Source organism: Bacteriovorax stolpii (assembly GCF_002872415.1).
GTDB classification, from domain to species: Bacteria; Bdellovibrionota; Bacteriovoracia; order Bacteriovoracales; family Bacteriovoracaceae; genus Bacteriovorax; species Bacteriovorax stolpii.
The window spans coordinates 3063250-3085330 of record NZ_CP025704.1 but is presented as its reverse complement, the minus strand read 5'-3'; the positions used below and the strand labels follow the sequence as shown (position 1 = coordinate 3085330).

The window sequence follows — 22081 nt, the reverse complement described above, 5'->3', positions numbered from 1 at the left end:
TATTTTACCAGAATAGTGGGTCAAAAAGAAGTAATAGTCTTGGCATGGACCACGTGATTTCTGCCTTAGAAGCTGTCCTGGCCGCTAATCTTAAAAAAAACCCTCATTTCGCAGGTGTCAAAGAAGTGACCATGACTATGACTCTTTGTGGAAAAACAAAGATCAGAACGCTTAACCGCGAGTATCGACAAAAAGACTATGTAACAGACGTTCTTTCTTTTCCAGTTTATGAAAATTTGCGCCCTGATAAAAAGCCCCGCGAGAAAAACCTTTCTCAGATGGATCTGGGCGACTTAGTCATTTGTAGAGAAAAGGCCCTGTCTCAGGCCCGCGAATTTGAGATAACCTATGAGCAGGAAGTGGTTCATCTGGCGGTGCACGGGTTTTTACACCTGCTAGGTTTTGACCATGAAATTTCTGATAAAGAAGAAAAGATCATGGAAGCTCACGAGAGTGCCCTTGTTGGACAAATTTATAAAAAACTTAAGAGCAAGAAATAAATATGAATGAACAAATCAAAATTGAACTCAACGAAAAACGCCTCGATATCAAAACCTACGCGGAGAAATTAGATCTTCTGCGGAGGTCGCTTTGAGATTGAGAAAAAACTCAATCGATTAGAAGAAATCTCTCGCATCGAAGCGATGGATGGTTTTTGGGATGACGCTCCCAATGCTGCTAAAATCCAGAAAGAAAAATCAGTTCTGGAAGAAGTCACCACTACATACACTCACTTAAAACAACTCTACGATGACTTTGATGTTCTTTGGGAATTTGCAACCACAGAAAACGATGAGTCTTCGGCAGTAGAAGCGATCGAAGGTTATAAAAACTTTTTAATCGAATTCACTCATGCTGAACAAAAAGTTCTTCTTTCTCATGAACTTGACCCAAACAACGCTATCGTAACAGTAAATGCTGGTGCCGGTGGGACAGAGTCGTGTGACTGGGCCTATATGCTTCTGCGTATGGTTATCCGCTGGGCGGAATCAAAAAAATTCAAAGTGCAAATCCTCGATACACAGGAAGGGGATTCAGCCGGGATCAAGTCGGCAACAGTGACGATTACTGGTCCATACGCTTTTGGTCTTTTAAAATCTGAATCTGGGGTGCATAGACTTGTTCGTCTTTCGCCATTTGATTCAGCAGGAAGAAGACACACGTCGTTTGCTTCACTTTTCGTTTCAGCGGAAATTGATGACACGATCGAGATTGAAATCCTGGATAAAGATTTACGTATCGACGTTTACCGCGCCGGTGGTTCGGGTGGTCAGGGTGTAAACACGACGGACTCTGCTGTTCGTATTACTCACTTACCAACTAACATCGTCGTTGTTTGTCAGAACGAAAGATCACAGTTGCAAAACAAGGCGCAGGCGATGAAAGTTCTCCGCTCTCGTTTATATGAACTGGAGATGGAAAAAAGAAGAGTTAAAGAAGCTGAAGCTGAGGCCAATAAAAAAGATATCGCATGGGGAGCGCAGATTAGATCTTACGTTCTTCACCCTTATAAACTGGTCAAAGACCACCGCACAGATTTTGAGTCTTCTCAGGCGGAAAAAGTCCTGGAAGGTGATTTGGATGATTTCATCGACGCGTTTTTAAGATGGACAGTCGAAGAAGGGACAAAGAGTGATGTCCACTAACTTTCGCCTTTTTTTGATGCTCTTTTTAGATCATCCGACCACGAAAAAATTCCTAATTGGTGTTTGGATTGGTCTGGCATTTTCTATTGCTGTTATTCTTTCTACTGTCGGGATCATGGATGGATTTGAACGTGCTCTTCGCCACGGTCTGAGAAACTCGGCCGGTGATGTGACGATGCAGTCGCGCTACGGTTTTTTCTTGGTTACAGACAGGCTTAGAGAAAAACTCGACGAAGAAAATATCAAAACATTTTCTCCTTTGGTACAAACTGAAAGCTTCATGGTCTTTAACGATGAATCGCGCGGGGTTCTCATTAAAGGGATTGATTCTTCTTATGGAAAAGTCGTAGGTCTTCCCCTTGATCTTACTCCTATGTCTGTCATTATAGGTTCAGAAATTGCCCGCATTAACCATGTTGCTGTCGGTGACGAAATTGTTTTGGCCTTCGGCAAAGGTGGAACTGAATTTAAAAATATGCCGGCCCTCTCGCGCTTTAGAGTTGAACGCATTATCACGCATGGGGTTTATCAAAAAGATGCCCGCATGATTTATATGCGACTGGACGATATTCAACGCATTCAAGGATTGGGTTCAAAAGTAAATACCATTGCTCTTAATGTTGAGCGACCTCCAAAAATTGGCGACAATGATTTAAAACTGATCGAAGAAAAAATCACAGACCTAAGACTGAAGTTTGAACCAGATTTTTATTTTAAGCCTTATTGGAGAGAGTTCTCTTCTCTAATAGAAGCGGTTCAAGCAGAAAAAGTTTTAATCAGCTTAATCCTGCAGCTTATTGTTGTGATTTCTGTTTTTAATGTCCTGGCCTTTATTTATTTTATCAATGAGAAAAAATCAAAAGAGCTTTTCTTATTTAAGGCCCTAGGTCTTTCAAAAAAAGCGATGAATAATCTTTGGCTTAAATTCGTGTTTGGCATCTGGGTGGCTTCATCACTTCTGTCGATGGTGTTTGTCCAACTCTTTAGGTTTCTTCTTCTCAATGTCCCACTTTTTAAACTGCCGGCAGAAGTTTATCACATGCCGAGAATTGATCTCTTTTTATCGTGGCAGGACTACGCCTTAGTTTTCACTCTGGCCCTGGTCTGGATTCTTTTAATTACATACTACCTTCTTCGCAAACTAAGAAATAAGAGTCTCTTGGAAGGTCTTCGTCAGGAATTTGTATGAGCTCAAACATCATGATTAAAATTGAAAACGTGAAGAAATTCTATACGAAGTCTCACGCTCTAAATAACGTGACAGTGACTATGAATGCCGGTGAAGAGTATTTAATCCGTGGAGCTTCTGGTTCCGGGAAATCGACACTGCTTTATCTTCTGGGAGGACTTGAACGTCCGACGGAAGGAAAGGTGATTGTTAACCAAAAAGACTTAAGTGAATTAAACGATGAGGAACTGGCCTTATACCGCAACCGTTATGTGGGATTTGTTTTCCAGTTTCACTTTTTACTTTCATCAATGAATTGTTTAGAAAACATTCTTCTGCCAGCAAGACTAGGTGGAGTTTATACGGATGAAGTCAAAGAAAGAGCGATCTCGCTGGCCAAACTTTTACAGGTTGAGCACTGTTTAGAAAAATTCCCTTATGAGCTCTCAGGTGGAGAGCAACAGCGAATCAATATCATTCGCGCATTGTCATTAAAACCAAAGCTTCTCCTTTGCGACGAGCCAACAGGGAATTTAGATTCGGAGAACTCGCAAAAAGTTATCCAACTATTGAGATCATTAGCGCGCGAATTCGGCGCTACACTTGTGGTTGTCACCCACGATCCACAGATCGCACAAAGCTTTTCCAATCAGCTTCTTATGAAGGATGGAGTTCTTGTAACGCAATGAGTTTCTCCCTCTCGCTTTTTAGAGTAAAAGAACTTTCCACCACCGGCTTTTCTTGTTACTTTTAATAACTTAGTTTTTTAATCGGACAGTGGAGATTTGATGTCTCTGAGATTTATCTCGTTATTCTTTTTTTTAACCCTTTCACTCATCGGTCATTCTTATGCAGCCGAAGACCTAGGCGCCCGTGTCGATCTTTTTAAGATTGATCGCATCGACGTTCAAGGTATCAAAAAAGTAGAAAAGGAAGCTGTTTTAGAAAAAATCGGTTCTCGTCCAGGGATGACTCTCGACAATTACCTGTTGAAAAAAGATTTAGAAAAAATCTATTCAATGAAATATTTTGAGAGCGTTGAAGCTCATCAGGATACGGACAACGGACAAAACGTTCTGCGTTTTGTTTTAAAAGAAAAACCAATCATTACTAAAATCACTTTCGAAGGTAACGACGGACTTTCAGACGACGATCTGAAGGGACAGGTTAAATCGAAAGTTTTCTCGATTCTTGATACGACAACAATTAAGAGTGACGTTCAGGGCCTTTTAAAATTCTATGAAGAAAAAGGGTACTTCCTCGCCTCTGTTGATTTCCAGGAAAAGAAAATCAACGATGAAAACACTGAGCTTATTTTCAACATCAAAGAATACGACAAGGTTAAAGTTAAAAAGATTAACTTCCTTGGGAACGTTGCTTTTAAAGACGAAGAGCTAAAGAGCATTCTTCAAACTCAAGAAGACAGCTTGTTTTCTTTTATGTCGGGAACAGGGAACTTTAAAGAGATCAATTTCCAAAACGACATTGAGAGACTTAAGTATTTTTACCGCATGAAGGGTTACCTTCAGATCAATATCGGAACTCCAGAGATTACTGTTTCTGAAGATAAAAAATGGGTCTTCATCACGATGAAGATGACTGAAGGTCCTCAGTTTACTGTTAATAAAATTACTTTCCAGGGTGAAGTGCTTTTCCCGGAAAATGAACTTCACGAAAAGATGGTTCTAAAAGAGCAGGAAACCTACTCTGAAGAATCGCTAAGAAAAGATATCCAGATGCTAACGGAAATGTATCAGGATGAGGGATACGCGTTTGCCAACGTTATCCGTAACCTGAATGTTGTTCCGGGCGAAAACAAAGTAGACGTAGAGTTCTCATTCGAAAAAGGGAAGATCGCTTATTTTGGACGCGTAAAAATTAAAGGGAACCCAAAATCGCGCGATAAAGTTATCCGTCGCGAGATCACAATTAAAGAAGGCCAGAAATTCAACGGAACAGCTCTTCGTCAATCCAGAGAAAACGTTCAGCGTTTAGGTTTCTACGAGCCGGATTCAATCGTATTCAACACTGTATCTCCTAAAGATAAAGAAGATGTTCTCGATGTAGAAGTTTCTGTAAAAGAAAAGAACACTGGGCAGATTTCTCTTGGTGCTGGTTATTCAACAGCGACAGGTGGATTCTTCCAGGCATCAGTGACTCAGTCTAACTTTAGAGGGATGGGGCAGAACCTATCTTTTAGCTTAAACCTGGCGAAGTCTTCGAACACTTTCAGTGTCGATTTCACTGAGCCTTATTTCTTAGATACAAAATGGCTTCTTGGTGGAGGGGTTTTCGTTTCTAATAACGATACATCTTCTTCATACAGCGAAAGAAGAAAAGGGCTAAATGTTCGCGTGGGTTACCCAATCATGACGTTTACCAACCTTTATGTGACATACAAATTAGAAGATACAACAATTAAATCTGTTGATGACCCGACAATTGATAAAGCACTTGAAAATGGTCTGGCTTCTTCTATCCAAACATCTATTGTACACGACAAGCGCGACGACAGGTCTGACCCGAGAAAAGGGTATTACCTGAGCTATTCAACAGAATACACTGGTGTTGGTGGTGACAAAAAATGGTTAAAGAACGAAGCTGAAGGCCGTGGTTATTATCCAGTTATTGGAGATTTGATTTTCAGAACGCGTTTCTACGCTGGGAAAATCGACCAGGTTGATTCAAGAAAAATCCCAAGAACTGAAAAGTTCACACTTGGGGGATCGAGAAACCTTCGCGGTTACTCATATGAAGATATCGGACCAACGACACGCATGAAAGGAACCGATGGAGTTGTCCAAGACTTCAACCTGGGTGGACAGTTCATGTCGTTTACCAATTTCGAGTTGCAGCATCCACTTTCAAGAGAAGCCGGACTAAAATGGGTTCTTTTCTTTGATGCAGGCCACGCAGGTGACTTGAAAAACGTTAAGGTTTATACTGATTATGGATTTGGATTTAGATGGTTCTCGCCAATTGGGGTTCTGCGCTTTGAATTCGGTTATCCTTTAACTGGAAAATTCAAAGAACAAGGTTCTCAATTCCACTTTGATATAGGACAATTATTCTAAAATATGAAGGAGTATTCGATGAAAGCACTTATTGCTACTTTGGCCCTTGTAATGACAACTTCTGCTTTTTCAGCAGTTACAGTAGGTAAAGTTGACGTACAAAAAGTTCTAATCACTGTTAACCAAGGTGTTGCTGTACGCGACCAACTTAAAAAATCTTTCGATGAGAAGCAAGCTATCTTAAAGAAAGAAGAAGATTCAATCAAAAAACTACAAGATGACTACTCAAAGAAAGCATCTGTAATCAACGATAAAGAAAAAGCTAAGAAAGAAAGAGAAATCCAGGAAAAGATCATTGCGATCCAACAAAAAACTGCTGGTTTCCAAAAAGAAATCCAGGATATGGAACAAAAACTTAAAACTCCAATCCTAGAGAGAGTTAAATCTGTTGTTGATGAAGTTTCAAAAGCATCAGATGTTGACCTAGTGTATGAAGCAGCGACAGCTCCAATCCTATACGCTAAGTCTGAAAAAGACCTGACTGATGAAGTTGTAAAAGCATACAACAAAAAATTCCCAAAATAGTCAGAAGTAAATTTTTTTAAATAAAGAAAGGGACCCGATGGTGAATGTGACTGTCGGGTCCCTTCACTATGTAAGGGGTCCCTAATGAAACTAGGAAACCTAATTAAGTTCGAGCAAAGTTTTCAATTAATCACCGAATCCGACGAAGCACTCGCGGTTGAAGGGATTACCGATTCCACAGAATATCTGCCTCGTCATATCTATTTTATTAAAAATAAAAATTTCATGGCCGACTTTCTTCAAAGTGAAGACGCTCTTCACATTGGCGTGATTATCGAGAAGAAGTTTTTTGATTTAGTCAGCCCGGACCAATTAGAACTTATTAAGCAAAAAGCATGGTGGGTGGCCACTGTTCTTGATGTAAACCTGGCGATGTCTTTTTTATCGAAACCTTTTTACGATGAAAAAATCGGAAATCCAAATGATATGGTTGATGGCCGTCAAATGGGAACAGCTTCTATTCACCCGAGTGTCTGGATTGCTCAAGGGGCTTTTCTCGGCGAGAACGTGACGATTGCTGAGAATGTAAAAATCCATTCAGGTGTCACTTTGATGTCTGGTGTGACAGTGGGAGAAGGAACAGAAATTTTCCCGGGCACAACTGTTTATAGAAATGTAAAAATTGGCAACAACGTTCGCATTCACGCTAACTGCGTGATCGGTGCGGATGGTTTTGGATACAACTTCTCAAAAGGTGTTCACCATAAAGTGTGGCACATGGGAAGCGTGATCATCGAAGACGATGTTGAGATTGGAGCTGCGACTTGTATTGATTCTGGAACTTTCTCTCCGACAAAAATTGGAAGAGGCTCTAAGATTGATAATCAGGTTCAAATTGGCCACAACTGTAAACTTGGAACTGGTGTCATACTCTGTGGACAAGCAGGTCTTGGTGGAAGTACAACGATTGGCGACTACACAGTTTTTGGCGGAGATGCGAAAGCTGCCAACGGCTTAAAGATCGGTAAGGGCGTGCAAATTGCCGGCGGTGCAGGTGTCATCAACAACGTTGAAGACGGAGAAGTCCTGGGAGGATTCCCGGCGAGAAATATTAAAGAATGGATGAAAGGAGTGGCCTACATTAGAAAGCACTCGCTCTCTTCCTCAAAAGATAAAAGTGAATAGTTATTAGGAGAACGCTCAATGTTACTGACTACTGAACAAGTTAAACAAATCCTTCCTCATAGAGACCCATTCCTGTTTATCGATTCTGTTGAATCGGTAGTTGTTCCGGGAAAAGAAATCATTCAAGGAAAGATTTTCGATATTAAAGAAATCCAGGACGCAGAAGTTGTCGCTCACTACAGAACGAAAAAAGACCATGCGATTTTTGCCGGACATTTTCCTGATTACCCGATTCTTCCGGGAGTTGTTCAGGTTGAAATGATGGCCCAAGCGACGAGCTTTATCGTTTTATTAGTTAATGAAAACCCATTCAACATGAAAATGGATGTGGCCCTTCTGGGAATCAATGAAGCTCGTTTTAGAAAACCAGTTCTTCCTGAAATGGATTTGAAGCTAGTGACAAAAACTCTGAAGATCAGAGGGCCGATGATTACCAGCGAATGTAAACTTTATCACAATGACCAACTAATGAGTGAAGCGACGGTTCTTGCTTCACTAAAAATGCTTTAAGCATAAATAACAAGGAATAGTTTATGAGCAATATTCACCCAAGTGCAATCGTAGACAAAAATGCAAAACTTCACGAGACAGTTCAGGTTGGACCTTTCTGTATCGTTGGACCAAACGTAGAAATCGGAGCTAATACAGTTCTTTTTTCTCATGTTGTGGTTGATGGACATACAACGATTGGAGAAAACAATAAATTCTTCCAAGGCTGCTCAATTGGAGCACCTCCACAAGATAACTCTTATAAAGGTGAGCCTACTCGTACGGTGATTGGAAACAACAATACTTTTAGAGAGTACTGCTCAATTCACCGCGGGACTTTAAAAGAAAATCAAATCACAAAGATTGGCGATAACTGCCTATTCATGGCCTACGTTCACGCTGGTCACGATGTAGTGGTTGGAAACAACTGTACAATCGCGAACTCAACTAACTTTGCAGGCCACGTAAAAATCGGAGACCGTGTGATCATCGGTGGTGGAACTCAAATCCAGCAGTTCGTTTCACTGGGGCGTGGAGCTTACATCGGTGGAGCTTCGGCACTTGATCGCGATATTCCATCATTTTGTACAGCAATGGGGAACCGCGCTCACTTAAAAGGTATCAACATCATTGGAATGAAGCGCCAGGGATACAGCAAACAAGAGATTTCTGAAGTTGTCGATTTCCTAAGAACAATCGAGTCTTCAAACCTTTCTCCTCGTTCATTCGTGGAAAATGCAGAATTAATGGCCGAATACAAAGATAACCGTGTTGTTATTGAGATGGTTGATCAGATTAAAAAATCGGAAATCGGAATCGCGCCGTTTAACCCATAAGGATTTTTGTGAGCAAAATTAGAGTTGCAGTAATTGGATATGGTCACTTGGGAAAATGGCACGCTCAAAAAGCGGAGAGTTTTCCAGAGGTGGCAGAATTAAAATACATCGTTGAGAAATTCCCGGCAGGGCAGGAAGCGGCCAAAAAAGCTCACCCGAATGCGATAATCGTTGATGATATTTCTAAATGTATTAACGACATTGATGCTGGAGTTGTCGTTACACCGACATCATTTCACTATGAAATCGTAGAATATCTTTTAAAGCACAATAAACATGTTTTCTGTGAGAAACCAGTAACAGAAACCACTGAGCAGGCCTTAAGGCTGCAAGAGCTTTTAAAGGCGCACCCGGTGATCCTACAAGTTGGTCACTCGGAAAGATTCCACCAGGCGTGGGAGAGAAAAAACGAGTACAAGCATTTCTTCGATGCTCCTGCACACATCACTTTAAGGCGTGTGGCCCCTTTTAAAGGCCGCGCGACAGACGTAGATGTTGTTCAGGATTTAATGATCCACGACCTGGATCTTCTGGTTTATCTCTTTGGTGAAACGCCGGTAAGTGTAGAGGCGATGGGTTTTAAGATGAGAACGTCACACTACGATTACGTGACAGCAAATTTCAAATTCAAGTCGGGGAACCGCGCGACGATTACTGTCGGTCGCAACCAGACTAAAGAAGTGCGCGAGCTCGAAATTTCAAACCACGCAGGAACACTTTTAGTGGATCTGATGAGAAATGAAATTTCTGAGGCCCTGGGCAAAGAAGCGGGACCTGAATTCGTCAACACTGCTAACTATGAAAAACGCGATCACCTGCTTCTTGAGCACAAAAACTTCTACCATTCGATTGCCAATAAAAAAGCTCCGATCATTTCCTTAGAAGATGGTCTGACTGCTGTTAGGTTGATTGATAAAGTTTTAGAAAGTGCCCGCAAAAATATTGAGGTCATGCTTTAATGAGTGAGAAGTCATGCCTGATCATCGCTGGAGAAAAATCCGGCGAAGAGCATACTCTAAGTTTTTTTACTGAGTTAAAAAAGTCTTCTCCTGGCACCAGTTTTTATGGTGTCGGGGGAGATGAATTAAAGCGCGAAGGTTTAGAGCTTCTTTATCATTTAAATGACTTTTCTTCGTGGGGCTACAGTGAAGTCATCACGAAAATTCCTTTTTACTACAAGGCGATGAATCACATCGTTGAAGAAGTTAAGAGAAGAAATACCAAGACCGCTATTTTAGTCGATTTCCAGTCATTCAATATGAAACTTGCCGGCAAACTCAAAGAGCTTGGCGTAGAAGTTTTATATTATGTGGCCCCACAGGCCTGGGCCTGGAAAGAGTATAGAGTTAAAAAAATTGCCCGCTCTGTTCACACTCTTTTTACCATTATCCCTTTTGAGAAAAAATGGTTTCAAGACAGGGGAGTTCAGAGAGTGGTCAGTGTTGATCACCCGCTGTGGACGACGTATAAAAATGACCTGTTGAGTTTTAAGAAACAAAATGAACTTCATTCTCCGGTGCGCCTGTTGCTTTTACCTGGGTCGCGCAAGTTTGAAGTGGAAAAGCTGCTGCCTATCTTTATTGAATCTATCAGGCATTTAAAGAAGGAGATTCCTCTTCATGTCTCGATTGTAAAATCGAGCTCTGTGCCCAAGGAGCTTTTTGGGCCTTACGCTGAATTTATTGATGAAGAGTTTAGCAACGAAGAGCTGACTGTCGCTCTGAAAAAGGCCGATTTCTCTCTGGCCGCGAGTGGGACAGTAACATTGACATGTGCATTGTACGAACTTCCGACTATTGTTTGTTATAAAACGTCGCTCTTAAATCAATTTATTTTTGAGAATCTGGTGAGCTACCGTTGGTTCATCAGTCTTGCCAATATCGTACAGAATCGTTCGGTTTTTCCTGAGTTCCTTCAGGATCAGGTGAGTGCCTATAATATCGTGTCGTATTTGAGGTTTTGGTATTATAATAAAACCGAGTATATGCAGCTTTTAGAGAAGCTAAAACAAACCAAAGACCAAGTCCGTGGTGAGCCCATGAGCGTCCCACAATACATGGCCGATGTAATAGACAATTCTTATGGAAAAAAAATCGATACCTCTCATTAAAAGACTTTTGTTATCTCCATTGTCTTGGATTTGGGAATCGGTTTATTTTTTTCGTAGAGCTTGTTACGACTACGGAATTTTCAGACAAAGATCATTTCAAGTTCCTATCATTTCAATTGGCAACCTGACGTTTGGTGGAACGGGGAAGACTCCTTTCACTCTTTGGCTTGCTGAGTATCTTCACAAGAGAAATAAAAGAGTCATGATTCTTATGCGCGGTTATAAAGGCAAACTGGAAAATTCCAGCGGCCTAATCACGTCAGGAAAAATGATGGCACCAGATCCAGTGGATTACGGCGATGAAGCACTTTTATTTGCCAGAAGACTGGAAGACGCTACGATTGTTGTAGGGAAGAGGCGTAGTGAGAACTTAAGTTTCTATTTCCCAAAAGTTGAACCCGATGTTGTTCTTTTAGATGACGGCCACCAACACATCAAGATTAAGCGTAAACTCAATATTGTTCTCTTTGATGCGACAATGCCGATGTTCCGTTACCGTGTAGCACCGTTAGGTTATATGCGCGAAGGTTTCCAAGGTCTAAAAGATGCTGACCTGGTTGTCATTGGAAAAGCAGATGTTGTTTCTGCTGAAAAAATCAAAACACTAAAAAAATTCCTTCAGCCTCATCTTCCAGTGGGAGTTGAGTTTGCAGAAGTTGGCTTCAGGCCAAATGGCTTTTACAATGCGGCCAATGAGCTGGTTTTAAAAGCTGAAGACATTAGGGGACGCAAAGTGATTTGTGTCGCAGGTGTCGCTAATCCACAATCATTTTATAAACTGCTTGAAGAACTAGGGGCCGAAGTTATTGTGACTGAGTCGTTCCCTGATCACCATTACTTCAAGCCAGATGAGATCAATGCACTTTTATCTTATGCTAAATCAGAAGATGCACTTTTAGTGACGACTGAAAAAGACATGGTGAGAATTAAAAAGATTATTGAGGACGATACGATTGTATTTTTGGAAGTTGATATCCAATTTTTAAGTGGAGAGGAAGCAACGACAAAGGTTATTGATTCGTGCTTTCAAAATTTATACTAAGGTAAATGTTATGAAGAATTTTAAATCAGCTTTATTTTTCCTTTGTTGCCTGGCCGTAACCAGCTGTGCGACTAATTATGAAGAAGAGAAATCAGTTCTTTTGCAAAAGCCTGAAGGTTCAGACCTGGTCACTGCATTTGATGTAGAAAAAGAGCAGGCCGAAAGTTATAAAACTCAATCGATCGAAGAGCAAAAAAAGGCCGAAGAAGAAAGAATTGCAGCGGAGGCGCTGGCAGCAGCTCAAAAGAAAGGAAAAAATTCTAAAGTTAAGACTCCGGCAGTAAAAGAGCCTGATTCAAAAGAAACGACTGCAACTAAAGAAGCAAAGGCTGTGGCAAAACCTGCAACTCAAACAGCTTCGAGTAATTATTTAAACCCTGTTCTTCCTGCAAATTACCCGGAAGAGTACAAGGCCTATGATGCAAAATCGAGAGCAGTCTGGAGCAAGTTCAAACCGGTATTTTATCAAGGTGAACAGTCCATCATGGCCATCAGCTACCTTGGAGTGACTGCAGGTTATATTACGATTCTTTCTAAAGAAGTTGTTTCGCTTAACAATAAGCAAGCCTTCCATTTTTATGCCCGCTTTAAATCAAGTGATTCTTACCGTTACTTCTACTGGCTAGACGATAGACTCGACAGTTATGTTGAAAAAGAAACTTTCCTTCCTATGAAGTACTCGTTGATTCAAAGAGAAAAGAAACAAAATGTTGATGACCTTCAGCTTTTTGATTTTCAAAAGATGATGACTTATCACTGGTATAAACGTGTGAAGGAAGGATCGAATAAAGATGAAAAGATCAATGCTCCTATCCCGAGTTTGTCTCAGGACTCTTTTTCTGCACTTCAATTGGTAAGAGGTCTGCCTTTAAATAAGGGTGATATCTATGAGTTCCCAGTCGTGACACGTGGAAAATTTTGGCTTCTAAAAGTTGAAGTGATGGGCGAAGACACTATTAATGTTGCAGACAAAGAAGTGAAGGCCATTAAAATCAGAGCAGAAACAAACTTTCCTGGTGTTCTTAAAAAGAGCGGCGACATTATCTTCTGGTACGGAAATGATCCAGAAAGAAAACTACTTAAGTTCCAGGCCAAGATCAAAATCGGATCAGTTTACGGGGAACTGGTAGAATATAAACCGGGAATCAAGGTTCAGTAATTGAAGAATAAGTACTCCAGAAATATTCTTTACGTCCTGCCCAGCAAGGCCTGGAATACGAAGGAGCGCTTCGCTTTTCGCGATATCATTCAAGCAAAAGGTCACGGATATAACGTTTATCTCTACACGTACGAAGACTCTTTTGCGGCAAAAGTCGCCAAGCATTTAGAGATCGAAATCATTCCTTATAAACCGCACTTTATTAATCGTTTCCTGCGCTTTCATAAACATTTAGCTTTGGGCCAGGCCTTTAAAAAAAGTCATATTGATATCGTTCACTGTTACGACTTCACACTTTTATGCTCACTTTCTTTCCAGCTGAAAAGACAAAATATCACAGCACTTGTTGTGACTCAGGATCATAGTATCGACAAACCTCTACAGCGTTTCTGGTACAGACCACTGATCTCGCGTATTGATTCATTGATTCTTGCCAATAAAAATCTATTGCAAGATGCCCTTGGAAATTTAGGTCTTCCTCTAAAAAAGATCGAGTATTTTGGATTAGGGATCAAGTACGAAGAGGCGATTAACCCTCTTCAAATCGCGGTGAACTTCGAACTTTATAAAGACTATTTCCTGGCCGGAACTTACGTTTCACCGGGACTGAACGATCATAAGCACATTACTCCCATCCTTGCGGCCCTTAAAGTTATTAACCAAAAAGAGCCGGGTGGTAAAAGAAGTAAACTTGTGTTGATTTCTCCTGTGGATTTCCAAAGCATGTCTCTGCTTCCTAATTTAATGAGAGATATTCAGGAACAAGACCTGCAGGAAGATGTTCTTTTCGTGACAACTCAGGATATTGTAGGAGTCATCTCTCGCCTTGATTTATGGGTGAGTAATTCTCCGGAAGAGTTGATTGAAGACCATGCTATTTCCGCTCTTATTCACGAAGTGCCTGCAGTTTTAACTCGCAACTTTTGCAGCAAAGACTTAATCGAAGAGTATGAAGGCGTCGGAGAGACTTATAAGCTCTTCGATGCAAGAGAGCTGCGTGACAAATGGGAGAAGATGATTCTCGGCCGTGCAGTTTATAGAGAGAAAACCAGACTCTACAAATATTTCATTGAACGCGAGCATTCGTACAAGAGTTATAAATCACAGCTTATGAGTCTTTACTCAAAATCAGTTCAGAGAAGGGTTCGTCTTTTCAGGAAGAAATAAGTCAGTCACTTGCACTCAGTTTTAAACACTGTCTAAAAAATAGACACACCCATCCTTCTAAGACCTTGATAATAAACTCATTTTATTAGGCCATTTTTTTGCATTTCATCTCTGGAAATAGGCTTTCCTTAGAGGTTGTTATGTCTCTTAAAACGATCTTTTCTTTTATTCTTTTAACGGTGTTAGCACTGCCTTTTATGGCCAGTGCGGACGAGTTTAGAGAACGCACTTTCATTGATCACTACACAAAACTGACAATGGAAAATCGCGATCGCCTGGAGACGTTAACTGACAATGTCCAAAACGGAGAGCTTTTCCAGAAAATGCGCCAGAAGGCCCGCATTTCGTCATTAACCAATGATGAGCGCCAGATGCTTCGTGAGGCCTGGGGGCAACTTCTTTATTCACACTTACAACTGAATCTGGTTATTGATAAATTGTCTTCTTATGAAAAAGAAATCGTTGATGATGAATTCTTAAAAGATGATTACTTCACCATTCAGTATGCGGCTTACCTGGCCCAATACAAAAGTGCGATTGCCTTTATCCGTGCTATGAGAACAATCCCAACAACTGACAAAGTTTTGAATGAATCGTTTGCTGAATTAGGTCTTGAATCGAGAACTTTTGCCCGTTTTAAATTTGAATACCTCAATATTAAAAAATTCACAGAGTATTCAGGTTACAGAATTCAGGGGTTAACGAACAAGGTAAGTGTTTCTCCCCTTAGCTTAGGAATTGAAAAAGACGAAGATTATATTGGAAAGTTTAACCGCTATAAGGGTTTCCTTTATACAATGAAAAATGCCGGTAGAATTACAGCGCATTTATTATTTAAAATTTATTTCCCTCTACAGAAAAATATTTCTGAATGGATGGGGGATGAGCGCGTGGCCCGCGGAAATGAATTCTTAATCAACCAGGAACAAATTAAAATCATCCACTCTAAATTAAGAGCGGGAGATGTCCTGATTGAAAGACGTGAATGGTATTTATCAAATATTGGTCTTCCAGGCTTTTGGCCACATGCTGCTCTTTATATTGGACGCCCAGAAGAGCGTGCTTACTTAGAGCAAGACCCGGAAGTTATCGAATGGGTTAAATCAGAAGGGATTGAAAGCGGAAGCTTTGAAGAACTTTTAGCTAGCCGACATAAAGAAACTTATCAGGAAAGTTTAGGTCAGGACGAATCAAAACATGACTACCGCGTTCTGGAGGCGATGAGTGAAGGGGTGGTTTATACCAGCCTTGAGCACTCTGCAAACGCCGACTCGCTAGCAGTTATTCGTCCGAGACTTTCAAATCTCGATATTGCGAAAGGACTTCTGACGTCGCTGACGTACCAAGGCCGTCCATACGATTTTAACTTTGATTTTAGAACTGATTCAACTGTCGTTTGCTCAGAGTTGATCTACTATACTTATCAGCCGACAAAAGAAAAAAATGGTCTCTACTTCCCGGTGACAACAACTATGGGAAGACCAGTGGTAACTCCAAATAACATTATTAAGGAATTCACTGAAACGTACGGCACAGATAAACAACAATACGACCTGGTGGTTTTCCTCGATGGTAACGACAAAAAACGCGAAGCCGTTTTCTCTGACATCGAGATGCTCAAGACGACGTGGAATCGCCCAAAGTGGTTTATCTTTACTCAAAATAAGAAAAAATAGATCTAAATTTCAATAAGTTACTTAACATTCCCACGGCGGGTCTTAGACTCGCCGCGCTCTCGCAGGTAAAATTCAATAATTCATTCGACTTACATAGGGAAACCTAGTATATTTGCCCTTCAAATCTAGTGACTCTTTTTTAAAGCAGAAGCTGGGGCCTATTTTTAATAGGTAAAAAAACTCTCTCGAGGTATTTATGGCTCAAAAACAGGAACTAAAAGCAAGTTGGATGAAAGGTTACGACGTCGTCATTGGTGAAGACATCGAAACAAAGAAAGAAACTGATTTTAGTAAGCTACTAGACACGGCAACAACGAAAAATTTTGAAGAAGGTGAAGTGTTCATGGGAACAATCATCAACATCGGTCAAGATTACGTTACTGTCGACATCGGTTACAAGCAAGAAGGTCTTGTATCGGTGAAAGAATTCCAAAACTACGATGGATCACTGAAAATTAAATCAGGTGATAAAATCGAAGTTTACTTAGAAAAATTAGAATCTCACATGGGGAACCTAATCCTTTCTAAAGACAAAGCAGAAATCCTTAAAGCATGGGATAGAATCTCTCTTGCTTGCGAATCTGGTGAACCATTAACTGGTACAGTTATCGCAAAAGTTAAGGGTGGTCTATCTGTTGATATCGGAGTTAAGGCGTTCCTTCCAGGATCACAAATTGACATCCGTCCAACTCGTTACCTTGATAAGTACATTGGTAAAACAATGGAATTCAAAGTTATCAAGTTCAACAAGAAAAGAGGGAACATTGTTCTTTCTCGTCGTGCAATCCTTGCTGAAGAGCGTGGAAAAATGCGCGGTGAAATTCTTTCTCAAATCGAAGAAGGAATGGTTGTTAAAGGTATCGTTAAAAACATCACTGATTACGGTGCATTCATCGATCTTGGTGGTATTGACGGACTTCTTCACATTACAGATATGTCATGGGGAAGAGTTAAGCACCCATCTAACATCCTTAATATCGGGGATGAAATCGAAGTTAAGATTCTTAAGTTCGATACAGATAAGGAAAGAGTATCTCTTGGTCTAAAACAAGTTCAAGCTAACCCATGGGAAGAAGCTAGAACAAAATACATCCCAGGAACTAAAGTTTCTGGAGAAATCGTATCTGTTAAAGACTACGGAGTATTCATTGAACTAGACGATGGTATCGAAGGTCTAATCCACGTATCAGAAATGTCTTGGACAAACAAAATTAAAAACCCAACTAAGCACTTCAATGCTGGTGAGAGAATCGAAGCTCAAGTTCTAGACGTAGACGTTGAGAACAAGAGAATTTCTCTTGGATTAAAACAACTTCAAGCAAACCCATGGGATGCTCTAGTTGCTAAGTTCAAAGTAGGGGATAAAGTTAAAGGTAAAGTGAAATCAATCGTTGATTTCGGTGTATTCGTTGACCTAGGTGAAGAAATGGATGCTTTAATCCACGTTTCTGATATCTCTTGGACAAAGAAAAACATCAACCTTGGTGAAGAGTTCAAAGAAGGACAAGCTGTAGAAGCTATGGTTCTAGCTGTTGATAAAGAAAACCAAAAATTCTCTCTAGGTCTTAAACAACTAGAGGAAGATCCATGGAAGAAGATTGAATCAAGATTCCCAGTTGGAACAGTTGTTGAAGCAGAAGTTGTTCGCGTAACTGACTTCGGAGCTTTCGTAGAACTAGAAACTGGTATCGAAGGTCTAATCCACATTTCTGAACTTTCTGAAGAAAGAGTTGAAAAACCTTCTGACGTTATTAAGAAAGGTGACAAGCCAAAAGCTATGGTTATTTCAGTAGATAAAGAAGCGAAGAAAATCGCTCTTTCTATGAAAGCTGCAGCTCACGGTGGAGAGTACAAGTCGACTGAAAAAGTTAAGGCTGCTACTCTTGCTGATAAATTCAAAAGAGACGTTTAGTCTTAATTATTCAAAAAGGTTTTAACCCAACTTTGAGAATGAATTGGCCCTCGCAAGAGGGCCTTTTTTTGTCTATTGGTTGATCGTTTTCTGTCTCGTTTTATAATAAATCACATCCGAAAGCAGCTGACCTGCAAAATACGTCCCTACGGCCTTGGCAAAACCTGCTTTAGGGTCTGGAGTCATGCACATTTGATTATGCATTAAAAGGGCAAACCCGATGTTGTAAGGGACACTTCCCAGTGTCCACAAGCGGTGAAAAGTGTAGCGGTCTAGGCCTGAGTCTCCTGTCTGGAAAGTGCCGGCATTGTCTTGATACTCTTTTTCAGACATCGCTTCAAAAAGAAGCTCACGACTTTCTTCAAGGTCGATTTGATTGATATCAAATGATTTTTTAATTTCTTCTATGCTCATTTTTGAATGAGGCTTTTGCTTAAAGAGTTTTTCTGTGGCCGCAAGATGTTTTTCAAACAGTCCATTTTCCTGAGCGAAGTGTAGAAGTTCTGCAACTTCTTCTTCAAGTTTTGGATCATTTTTCATTGTCTCAAATTTCTTCTGCATTTCTTTGTTGTCGTCATTGAAGAAATAAGAGTAAGCCCCCGAAGGTCCCAGGTCTGCGACAGCAGCATTAAAGTAGGCAAGTGGAGCGCGCACTGTCCATGGGCTGAGTCTTGGGTTCGATGTAACGAATGTTCCTCCGACATAAGTGAAGATTCCAGAAAGAGCGAGTTCGAAATACATGCCTTTCATCCACTTTGAATCCTTCTCTTCATCTTTGTGAGCGTAGGCATAAGTCACAGCAGTTGATGTCGTCGATCCTGCTGTTAGTGCCCAGGTCAATTTTTTAGCAAGACGAAGATCCGCCGGCGTCGGTTTCTTTTGCACATGAGACTTACAACTCATGTACAGCTTTTCATAAAGAGCAACTTTCTTTTCTAGGTTGAGTTTTTCCTCAGCAGATTTAGCTGCCGCTATTTTTTTAGCACGGTACTTATCTATTTTCTTTTTGTGAGCAAGAAAGCGATCCCAGTTTTTATTTTTTAAATTGGCCGCTTCACCTTTTACTGTTTTGATAAATTCAACAATCAGGTCATCGCGAAGAGTTTTATCTCCCTGGCTAAAAAGATAGATCGCACGCATTGTGCGTATCTCTTCATCGTTCAATGTATTGAGGTCAATTTCGCGAAAAGCATAAAAGAGGTTAGAGAGTTCATCAGTTGTTGCTTCTATCTGTAGTTTTTTAGCGAAAGCTTCACCATTAAATCTGGATGGAGCTAAAAAAGAAGTGATGATCTCTTTGCATGATTCAGCTTTTGCAACAGCTGGTTCGCGCTCTCGATGGAGCGGAGTAGAGCAGGCCGAAAAAATGAGAGTACAAATTAATAGAAGTGGTGTTGTTTTCATCCACTGCTGATCGGTAAATAAATAAAAAAAGTGAATTGCTCGGGGGAAAGTGTTCCTAAGCAACTGCTTTTGATAGACTCTCTACGACCTCTTTAATTCCTTCTGCCTGCTCTTTGAGTTTCTGTGAAGAGTCCTCTGAATATGTCGCTGTTTGGGTGTTTATGCTTGTTAAATCGCCAAAGTTTTTCATGGCCTTTGAGATTTCGTTAGCATTTTTTGATTGCTGCCCTGATGAAAGGTGGATATTTTTCATTAGAGCGATAGCCTCATCAATATTCTTAGTAATTGCCGTTAAGGCTTCGTGACATTCATTTGCGGTTAAATTTCCTGATTGGATCTTTTCTTTTGTCACCTGGCTGATTTGTTGGATTTTAATTTTACTTTCACTGGCAATACTTTCTACTTTATTTGTACTTGTCATTAAGAGCTGGTTGATTTCTTGAGAAGATTTACCACTCATTGTAGCAAGATTTCCGATTTCTTCGGCTACAACTGCAAAGCCTTTGCCGTGCTCACCGGCCCTTGCCGCTTCAACTGAGGCATTGAAAGAGAGGAGCTTGGTTTGAAAAACAATCTCATTAATGACTTTTGTTTTATCACCAATTTCACCAATGATGTCGACAATCTCAGTGAGTTGATGATTGAAATCTTCAAATTGTGAATTCATTTGAGCGTTGCAGTTTTCAATGTCCTTAATTGAGCTAATCATTTTGAGCATTGAATCTTGTCCGATATCGGCAGATGTTTTTGATGATTGAGACACGCTTTGTGACTTTACTGCATCTTCAGAGCTTTTTTGAATAGTTTGAATGATTTCATCAACGGCTAAAACGGTTACTTCAAGTGCTTTTGTTTGCTCTTTGCTATTGGATGAAAGAGTTGCACTATTGTTAGCTGCACTGTTGGCAGAACTTAGAATATCGTCTGATAATTCTTCAAGTTGTTTTACGATTGATCCTTGAGCAATAATATACTTGCTAAATGAGCGAGCGGTAATGATGGCCGGAATTGTTTCAGCGACAACAAAAAGCGCATGGACAACAACTATTCCAAATGAAGCCTGATAATTAAAAACGCTGGCGGGAAAAAGAAAGTAAAAGCTCACATGATGAACAGCAATCGTCGCAGCAGCAGCAAGAATAACCCAAGGATTGGCAAAGACGATCAGCATGGCAATAAAAGTAAAAATGTGAAAATGCATTTCAATCATTCCACGAGCATGGTGGATGAGTAGAGCTGAAAAACTCATTGAGGCAATCCCTAAAAGAATAGAGAGAACCTTCGAATCTTTCTGGATAAAATACATGGCGAGAGGGCCACTAGCGATCAAAGAGCCAACAATAAGCGCGCTCAGGATTCCAGTATCAAAATATGCGGCAATGCCCGCAATGAAAGGGATGTGCGCCAGGCATAGAAGTAACATCCAGAAATTAACTTTTTTTAAGTAATCTTTTTCAGTTTGATTGCTCATTGTGACTGTATTCATCTTAACTAATCCTGATATTTCAATTTTAGAGGGTCCATTTGTTTTTTATTGTTTTCACCGTTGGCACACCCAAAGATTGGAAGTGCTTCTGATTTCGTGTTTTTAAAAGAATTATTAATAATCGCTACATCTTCAAAATCAGTTTCACTGGCGGGGCTACGCTTTTTTGAATAGCCACCACTATATTTGATGTTATTTTTTTCATAGATGATCATTTGTGGGAGTACATTAATAGAGTAGTTTTTGTAAGCAACTTCAGATGAAAGCTCTTCAACAACGTATCCGCCCTTTTTGAGTTGCTGTAATAAATCTTTGTTCTCACCGATAATAATGACTTTTTCAGAAATTGAATTAAGTGGGGATCGCTTTACTAAGTGATTCACGACTTTTACAGAACAAGTGCAGTAGGCGCCAATAAGATGAAGGACTGAATTATCAGCATTCACTTTCTCTCTTAAAAGTTTTTCTTTTGCAGTACTTTTGAAAGGTTGATGAAACCCCATCATGTAGCCAACAGGTATAGCAACCGCTATCGCCCATGCAGCAGAAAAGAAATAGATGAATTTCTTTGACTTGATCATAATAAAAAGTATCGGATTTTTTACTATGAAAATGAGAAGAAAAGTAATGAGTGTGCCAAATGAATAATGTGAGTTTCTAATGAGAATTTATTTGAAATTTATAAATGCTTTCTAAGTACCTTTGCTCTCTGAAAATAAAATGTTTTTTTATTCCGAATGATTGAATGTAGTAATTTAGAATTGATTAAAAAAAGAGGGCCTAGAGAAGTAGACCCTCTTAATCCCTTCAACACAACCCTACTTGTATTGAAAAGACAAAGGACCTCACATTCAAAGGCCCCCTGTGTTCCTGAATTTTAATTACTCGCTATCGGCCTGTTCCTGATTTTGGTCTTGTTGTTCTTGACCACGCCCTTCAGGAGGTGGCCCCTTAGGTTTTTCCACTCCGCAGGCACTAAGGGCCGCTTCCATGGCCTCGTGTGATGGTCTATTTCCGCTCCCTGGAGCGCCAATTTTCCCTTCTAAGCAGGTTTTTTGAGCATCAGTTAATTGTGGTCCGCCTCGGCCTGGTCCTCTTTGACCGCGTTCACCAGCGATTGCAACTGACAGGCATAAGCTAATAGCAAAGAGCATTGTTGATTTCATATCTCATCCTCCGTTGAACCAAGGATAAGGCAGAAATATTGAAAGATTATGGAGTATTTAAGGTATTGATATTAAAAGCAAAAAAGCCCTTATTTT

The 22081-nt window shown here is 40.3% G+C and carries 20 protein-coding genes; 16 read left to right on the top strand and 4 right to left on the bottom strand.

Going from position 1 to position 22081, the window contains the following annotated elements:
- Positions 1-44: 44 nt before the first annotated feature.
- From ybeY to C0V70_RS15100, 16 genes are all read left to right on the top strand, one after another.
- Entirely contained in the window at positions 45-500 is a 456-nt protein-coding gene (ybeY, locus tag C0V70_RS15175) for an rRNA maturation RNase YbeY (RefSeq protein ID WP_158649710.1), read from the top strand.
- Between the two features lie 20 nt (positions 501-520).
- Positions 521-1646, top strand: a protein-coding gene (prfB, locus tag C0V70_RS15170; RefSeq protein ID WP_341769869.1) for a peptide chain release factor 2 whose coding sequence is annotated in 2 segments (ribosomal slippage) — positions 521-592 and positions 594-1646 — 1125 coding nt in all. Because the reading frame shifts where the segments join, the coding sequence is not laid out codon by codon here.
- On the top strand, positions 1636-2835 hold the full coding sequence (locus tag C0V70_RS15165) for an ABC transporter permease (protein WP_102244713.1): 1200 nt from the start codon (positions 1636-1638) through the stop codon (positions 2833-2835). The genes prfB and C0V70_RS15165 overlap by 11 nt, the downstream gene beginning before the upstream one ends.
- Positions 2832-3503, top strand: coding sequence for an ABC transporter ATP-binding protein (locus tag C0V70_RS15160; protein ID WP_102244712.1), 672 nt, complete (start codon positions 2832-2834; stop codon positions 3501-3503). Before C0V70_RS15165 ends, C0V70_RS15160 begins: the two co-directional genes overlap by 4 nt.
- Before the next feature lie 99 nt (positions 3504-3602).
- Positions 3603-5888 carry an outer membrane protein assembly factor BamA gene (gene bamA / locus C0V70_RS15155; protein WP_102244711.1) on the top strand — a complete coding sequence of 762 codons (2286 nt, stop codon included), beginning with the start codon at positions 3603-3605 and terminating at the stop codon, positions 5886-5888.
- Positions 5889-5906: 18 nt separating this feature from the next.
- A complete protein-coding gene (locus C0V70_RS15150) occupies positions 5907-6413 on the top strand; it encodes an OmpH/Skp family outer membrane protein (RefSeq protein WP_158649709.1) in 507 nt (168 codons plus the stop codon).
- 84 nt (positions 6414-6497) lie between these two features.
- Positions 6498-7538 (top strand): UDP-3-O-(3-hydroxymyristoyl)glucosamine N-acyltransferase, encoded by a 1041-nt coding sequence (lpxD, locus tag C0V70_RS15145; RefSeq protein ID WP_102244709.1) that lies wholly within the window; start codon positions 6498-6500, stop codon positions 7536-7538.
- An 18-nt stretch (positions 7539-7556) separates the two neighbouring features.
- Positions 7557-8048 carry a 3-hydroxyacyl-ACP dehydratase FabZ family protein gene (locus tag C0V70_RS15140; protein ID WP_102244708.1) on the top strand — a complete coding sequence of 164 codons (492 nt, stop codon included), beginning with the start codon at positions 7557-7559 and terminating at the stop codon, positions 8046-8048.
- 23 nt (positions 8049-8071) lie between these two features.
- Positions 8072-8863 (top strand): acyl-ACP--UDP-N-acetylglucosamine O-acyltransferase, encoded by a 792-nt coding sequence (gene lpxA, locus C0V70_RS15135; protein ID WP_102244707.1) that lies wholly within the window; start codon positions 8072-8074, stop codon positions 8861-8863.
- A gap of 8 nt (positions 8864-8871) precedes the next feature.
- The gene (locus tag C0V70_RS15130) at positions 8872-9822 is read left to right on the top strand and encodes a Gfo/Idh/MocA family protein (RefSeq protein WP_133566582.1); all 951 of its coding nucleotides are present in this window, start codon (positions 8872-8874) and stop codon (positions 9820-9822) included.
- A complete protein-coding gene (gene lpxB / locus C0V70_RS15125) occupies positions 9822-10973 on the top strand; it encodes a lipid-A-disaccharide synthase (protein WP_102244705.1) in 1152 nt (383 codons plus the stop codon). Before C0V70_RS15130 ends, lpxB begins: the two co-directional genes overlap by 1 nt.
- Entirely contained in the window at positions 10945-12015 is a 1071-nt protein-coding gene (gene lpxK / locus C0V70_RS15120; RefSeq protein WP_102244704.1) for a tetraacyldisaccharide 4'-kinase, read from the top strand. Before lpxB ends, lpxK begins: the two co-directional genes overlap by 29 nt.
- A 10-nt stretch (positions 12016-12025) precedes the next feature.
- Positions 12026-13174 carry a DUF3108 domain-containing protein gene (locus tag C0V70_RS15115; protein ID WP_102244703.1) on the top strand — a complete coding sequence of 383 codons (1149 nt, stop codon included), beginning with the start codon at positions 12026-12028 and terminating at the stop codon, positions 13172-13174.
- Entirely contained in the window at positions 13175-14341 is a 1167-nt protein-coding gene (locus C0V70_RS15110; protein ID WP_102244702.1) for a glycosyltransferase, read from the top strand.
- A gap of 140 nt (positions 14342-14481) precedes the next feature.
- Positions 14482-16017 (top strand): YiiX/YebB-like N1pC/P60 family cysteine hydrolase, encoded by a 1536-nt coding sequence (locus C0V70_RS15105; protein ID WP_102244701.1) that lies wholly within the window; start codon positions 14482-14484, stop codon positions 16015-16017.
- A 229-nt stretch (positions 16018-16246) separates the two neighbouring features.
- The gene (locus C0V70_RS15100; protein ID WP_407079774.1) at positions 16247-17929 is read left to right on the top strand and encodes a 30S ribosomal protein S1; all 1683 of its coding nucleotides are present in this window, start codon (positions 16247-16249) and stop codon (positions 17927-17929) included.
- Between the two features lie 72 nt (positions 17930-18001).
- Here C0V70_RS15100 and C0V70_RS15095 read toward each other — a convergent pair whose 3' ends face one another.
- The 4 genes from C0V70_RS15095 to C0V70_RS15080 all read right to left on the bottom strand — a co-directional run bounded on the left by C0V70_RS15095 (position 18002) and on the right by C0V70_RS15080 (position 21985).
- Complete coding sequence (locus tag C0V70_RS15095) at positions 18002-19333, bottom strand: hypothetical protein (RefSeq protein WP_102244699.1); 1332 nt, start codon at positions 19331-19333, stop codon at positions 18002-18004.
- A gap of 55 nt (positions 19334-19388) precedes the next feature.
- Complete coding sequence (locus C0V70_RS15090; RefSeq protein ID WP_102244698.1) at positions 19389-20819, bottom strand: methyl-accepting chemotaxis protein; 1431 nt, start codon at positions 20817-20819, stop codon at positions 19389-19391.
- A 5-nt stretch (positions 20820-20824) separates the two neighbouring features.
- Positions 20825-21400, bottom strand: a complete 576-nt coding sequence (locus C0V70_RS15085; RefSeq protein ID WP_133566583.1) for a hypothetical protein — start codon at positions 21398-21400, stop codon at positions 20825-20827.
- Between the two features lie 300 nt (positions 21401-21700).
- Positions 21701-21985: a hypothetical protein gene (locus tag C0V70_RS15080; protein WP_102244696.1), complete on the bottom strand. Its 285-nt coding sequence runs from the start codon at positions 21983-21985 to the stop codon at positions 21701-21703.
- Positions 21986-22081 lie beyond the last annotated feature (96 nt).

Excerpts from the sequence above, each read along its gene's own strand:
- lpxD (WP_102244709.1), top strand. The coding sequence starts at position 6,498 with ATGAAACTAGGAAACCTAATTAAGTTCGAGCAAAGTTTTCAATTAATC.
- C0V70_RS15115 (WP_102244703.1), top strand. The coding sequence starts at position 12,026 with ATGAAGAATTTTAAATCAGCTTTATTTTTCCTTTGTTGCCTGGCCGTA.
- lpxK (WP_102244704.1), top strand. The coding sequence starts at position 10,945 with ATGGAAAAAAAATCGATACCTCTCATTAAAAGACTTTTGTTATCTCCA.
- C0V70_RS15095 (WP_102244699.1), bottom strand. The coding sequence starts at position 19,333 with ATGAAAACAACACCACTTCTATTAATTTGTACTCTCATTTTTTCGGCC.
- C0V70_RS15080 (WP_102244696.1), bottom strand. The coding sequence starts at position 21,985 with ATGAAATCAACAATGCTCTTTGCTATTAGCTTATGCCTGTCAGTTGCA.
- C0V70_RS15160 (WP_102244712.1), top strand. The coding sequence starts at position 2,832 with ATGAGCTCAAACATCATGATTAAAATTGAAAACGTGAAGAAATTCTAT.
- C0V70_RS15165 (WP_102244713.1), top strand. The coding sequence starts at position 1,636 with ATGTCCACTAACTTTCGCCTTTTTTTGATGCTCTTTTTAGATCATCCG.
- C0V70_RS15100 (WP_407079774.1), top strand. The coding sequence starts at position 16,247 with ATGAAAGGTTACGACGTCGTCATTGGTGAAGACATCGAAACAAAGAAA.
- lpxA (WP_102244707.1), top strand. The coding sequence starts at position 8,072 with ATGAGCAATATTCACCCAAGTGCAATCGTAGACAAAAATGCAAAACTT.
- bamA (WP_102244711.1), top strand. The coding sequence starts at position 3,603 with ATGTCTCTGAGATTTATCTCGTTATTCTTTTTTTTAACCCTTTCACTC.
- C0V70_RS15085 (WP_133566583.1), bottom strand. The coding sequence starts at position 21,400 with ATGATCAAGTCAAAGAAATTCATCTATTTCTTTTCTGCTGCATGGGCG.
- C0V70_RS15105 (WP_102244701.1), top strand. The coding sequence starts at position 14,482 with ATGTCTCTTAAAACGATCTTTTCTTTTATTCTTTTAACGGTGTTAGCA.
- C0V70_RS15090 (WP_102244698.1), bottom strand. The coding sequence starts at position 20,819 with ATGAATACAGTCACAATGAGCAATCAAACTGAAAAAGATTACTTAAAA.
- C0V70_RS15150 (WP_158649709.1), top strand. The coding sequence starts at position 5,907 with ATGAAAGCACTTATTGCTACTTTGGCCCTTGTAATGACAACTTCTGCT.
- C0V70_RS15140 (WP_102244708.1), top strand. The coding sequence starts at position 7,557 with ATGTTACTGACTACTGAACAAGTTAAACAAATCCTTCCTCATAGAGAC.
- lpxB (WP_102244705.1), top strand. The coding sequence starts at position 9,822 with ATGAGTGAGAAGTCATGCCTGATCATCGCTGGAGAAAAATCCGGCGAA.
- ybeY (WP_158649710.1), top strand. The coding sequence starts at position 45 with ATGGACCACGTGATTTCTGCCTTAGAAGCTGTCCTGGCCGCTAATCTT.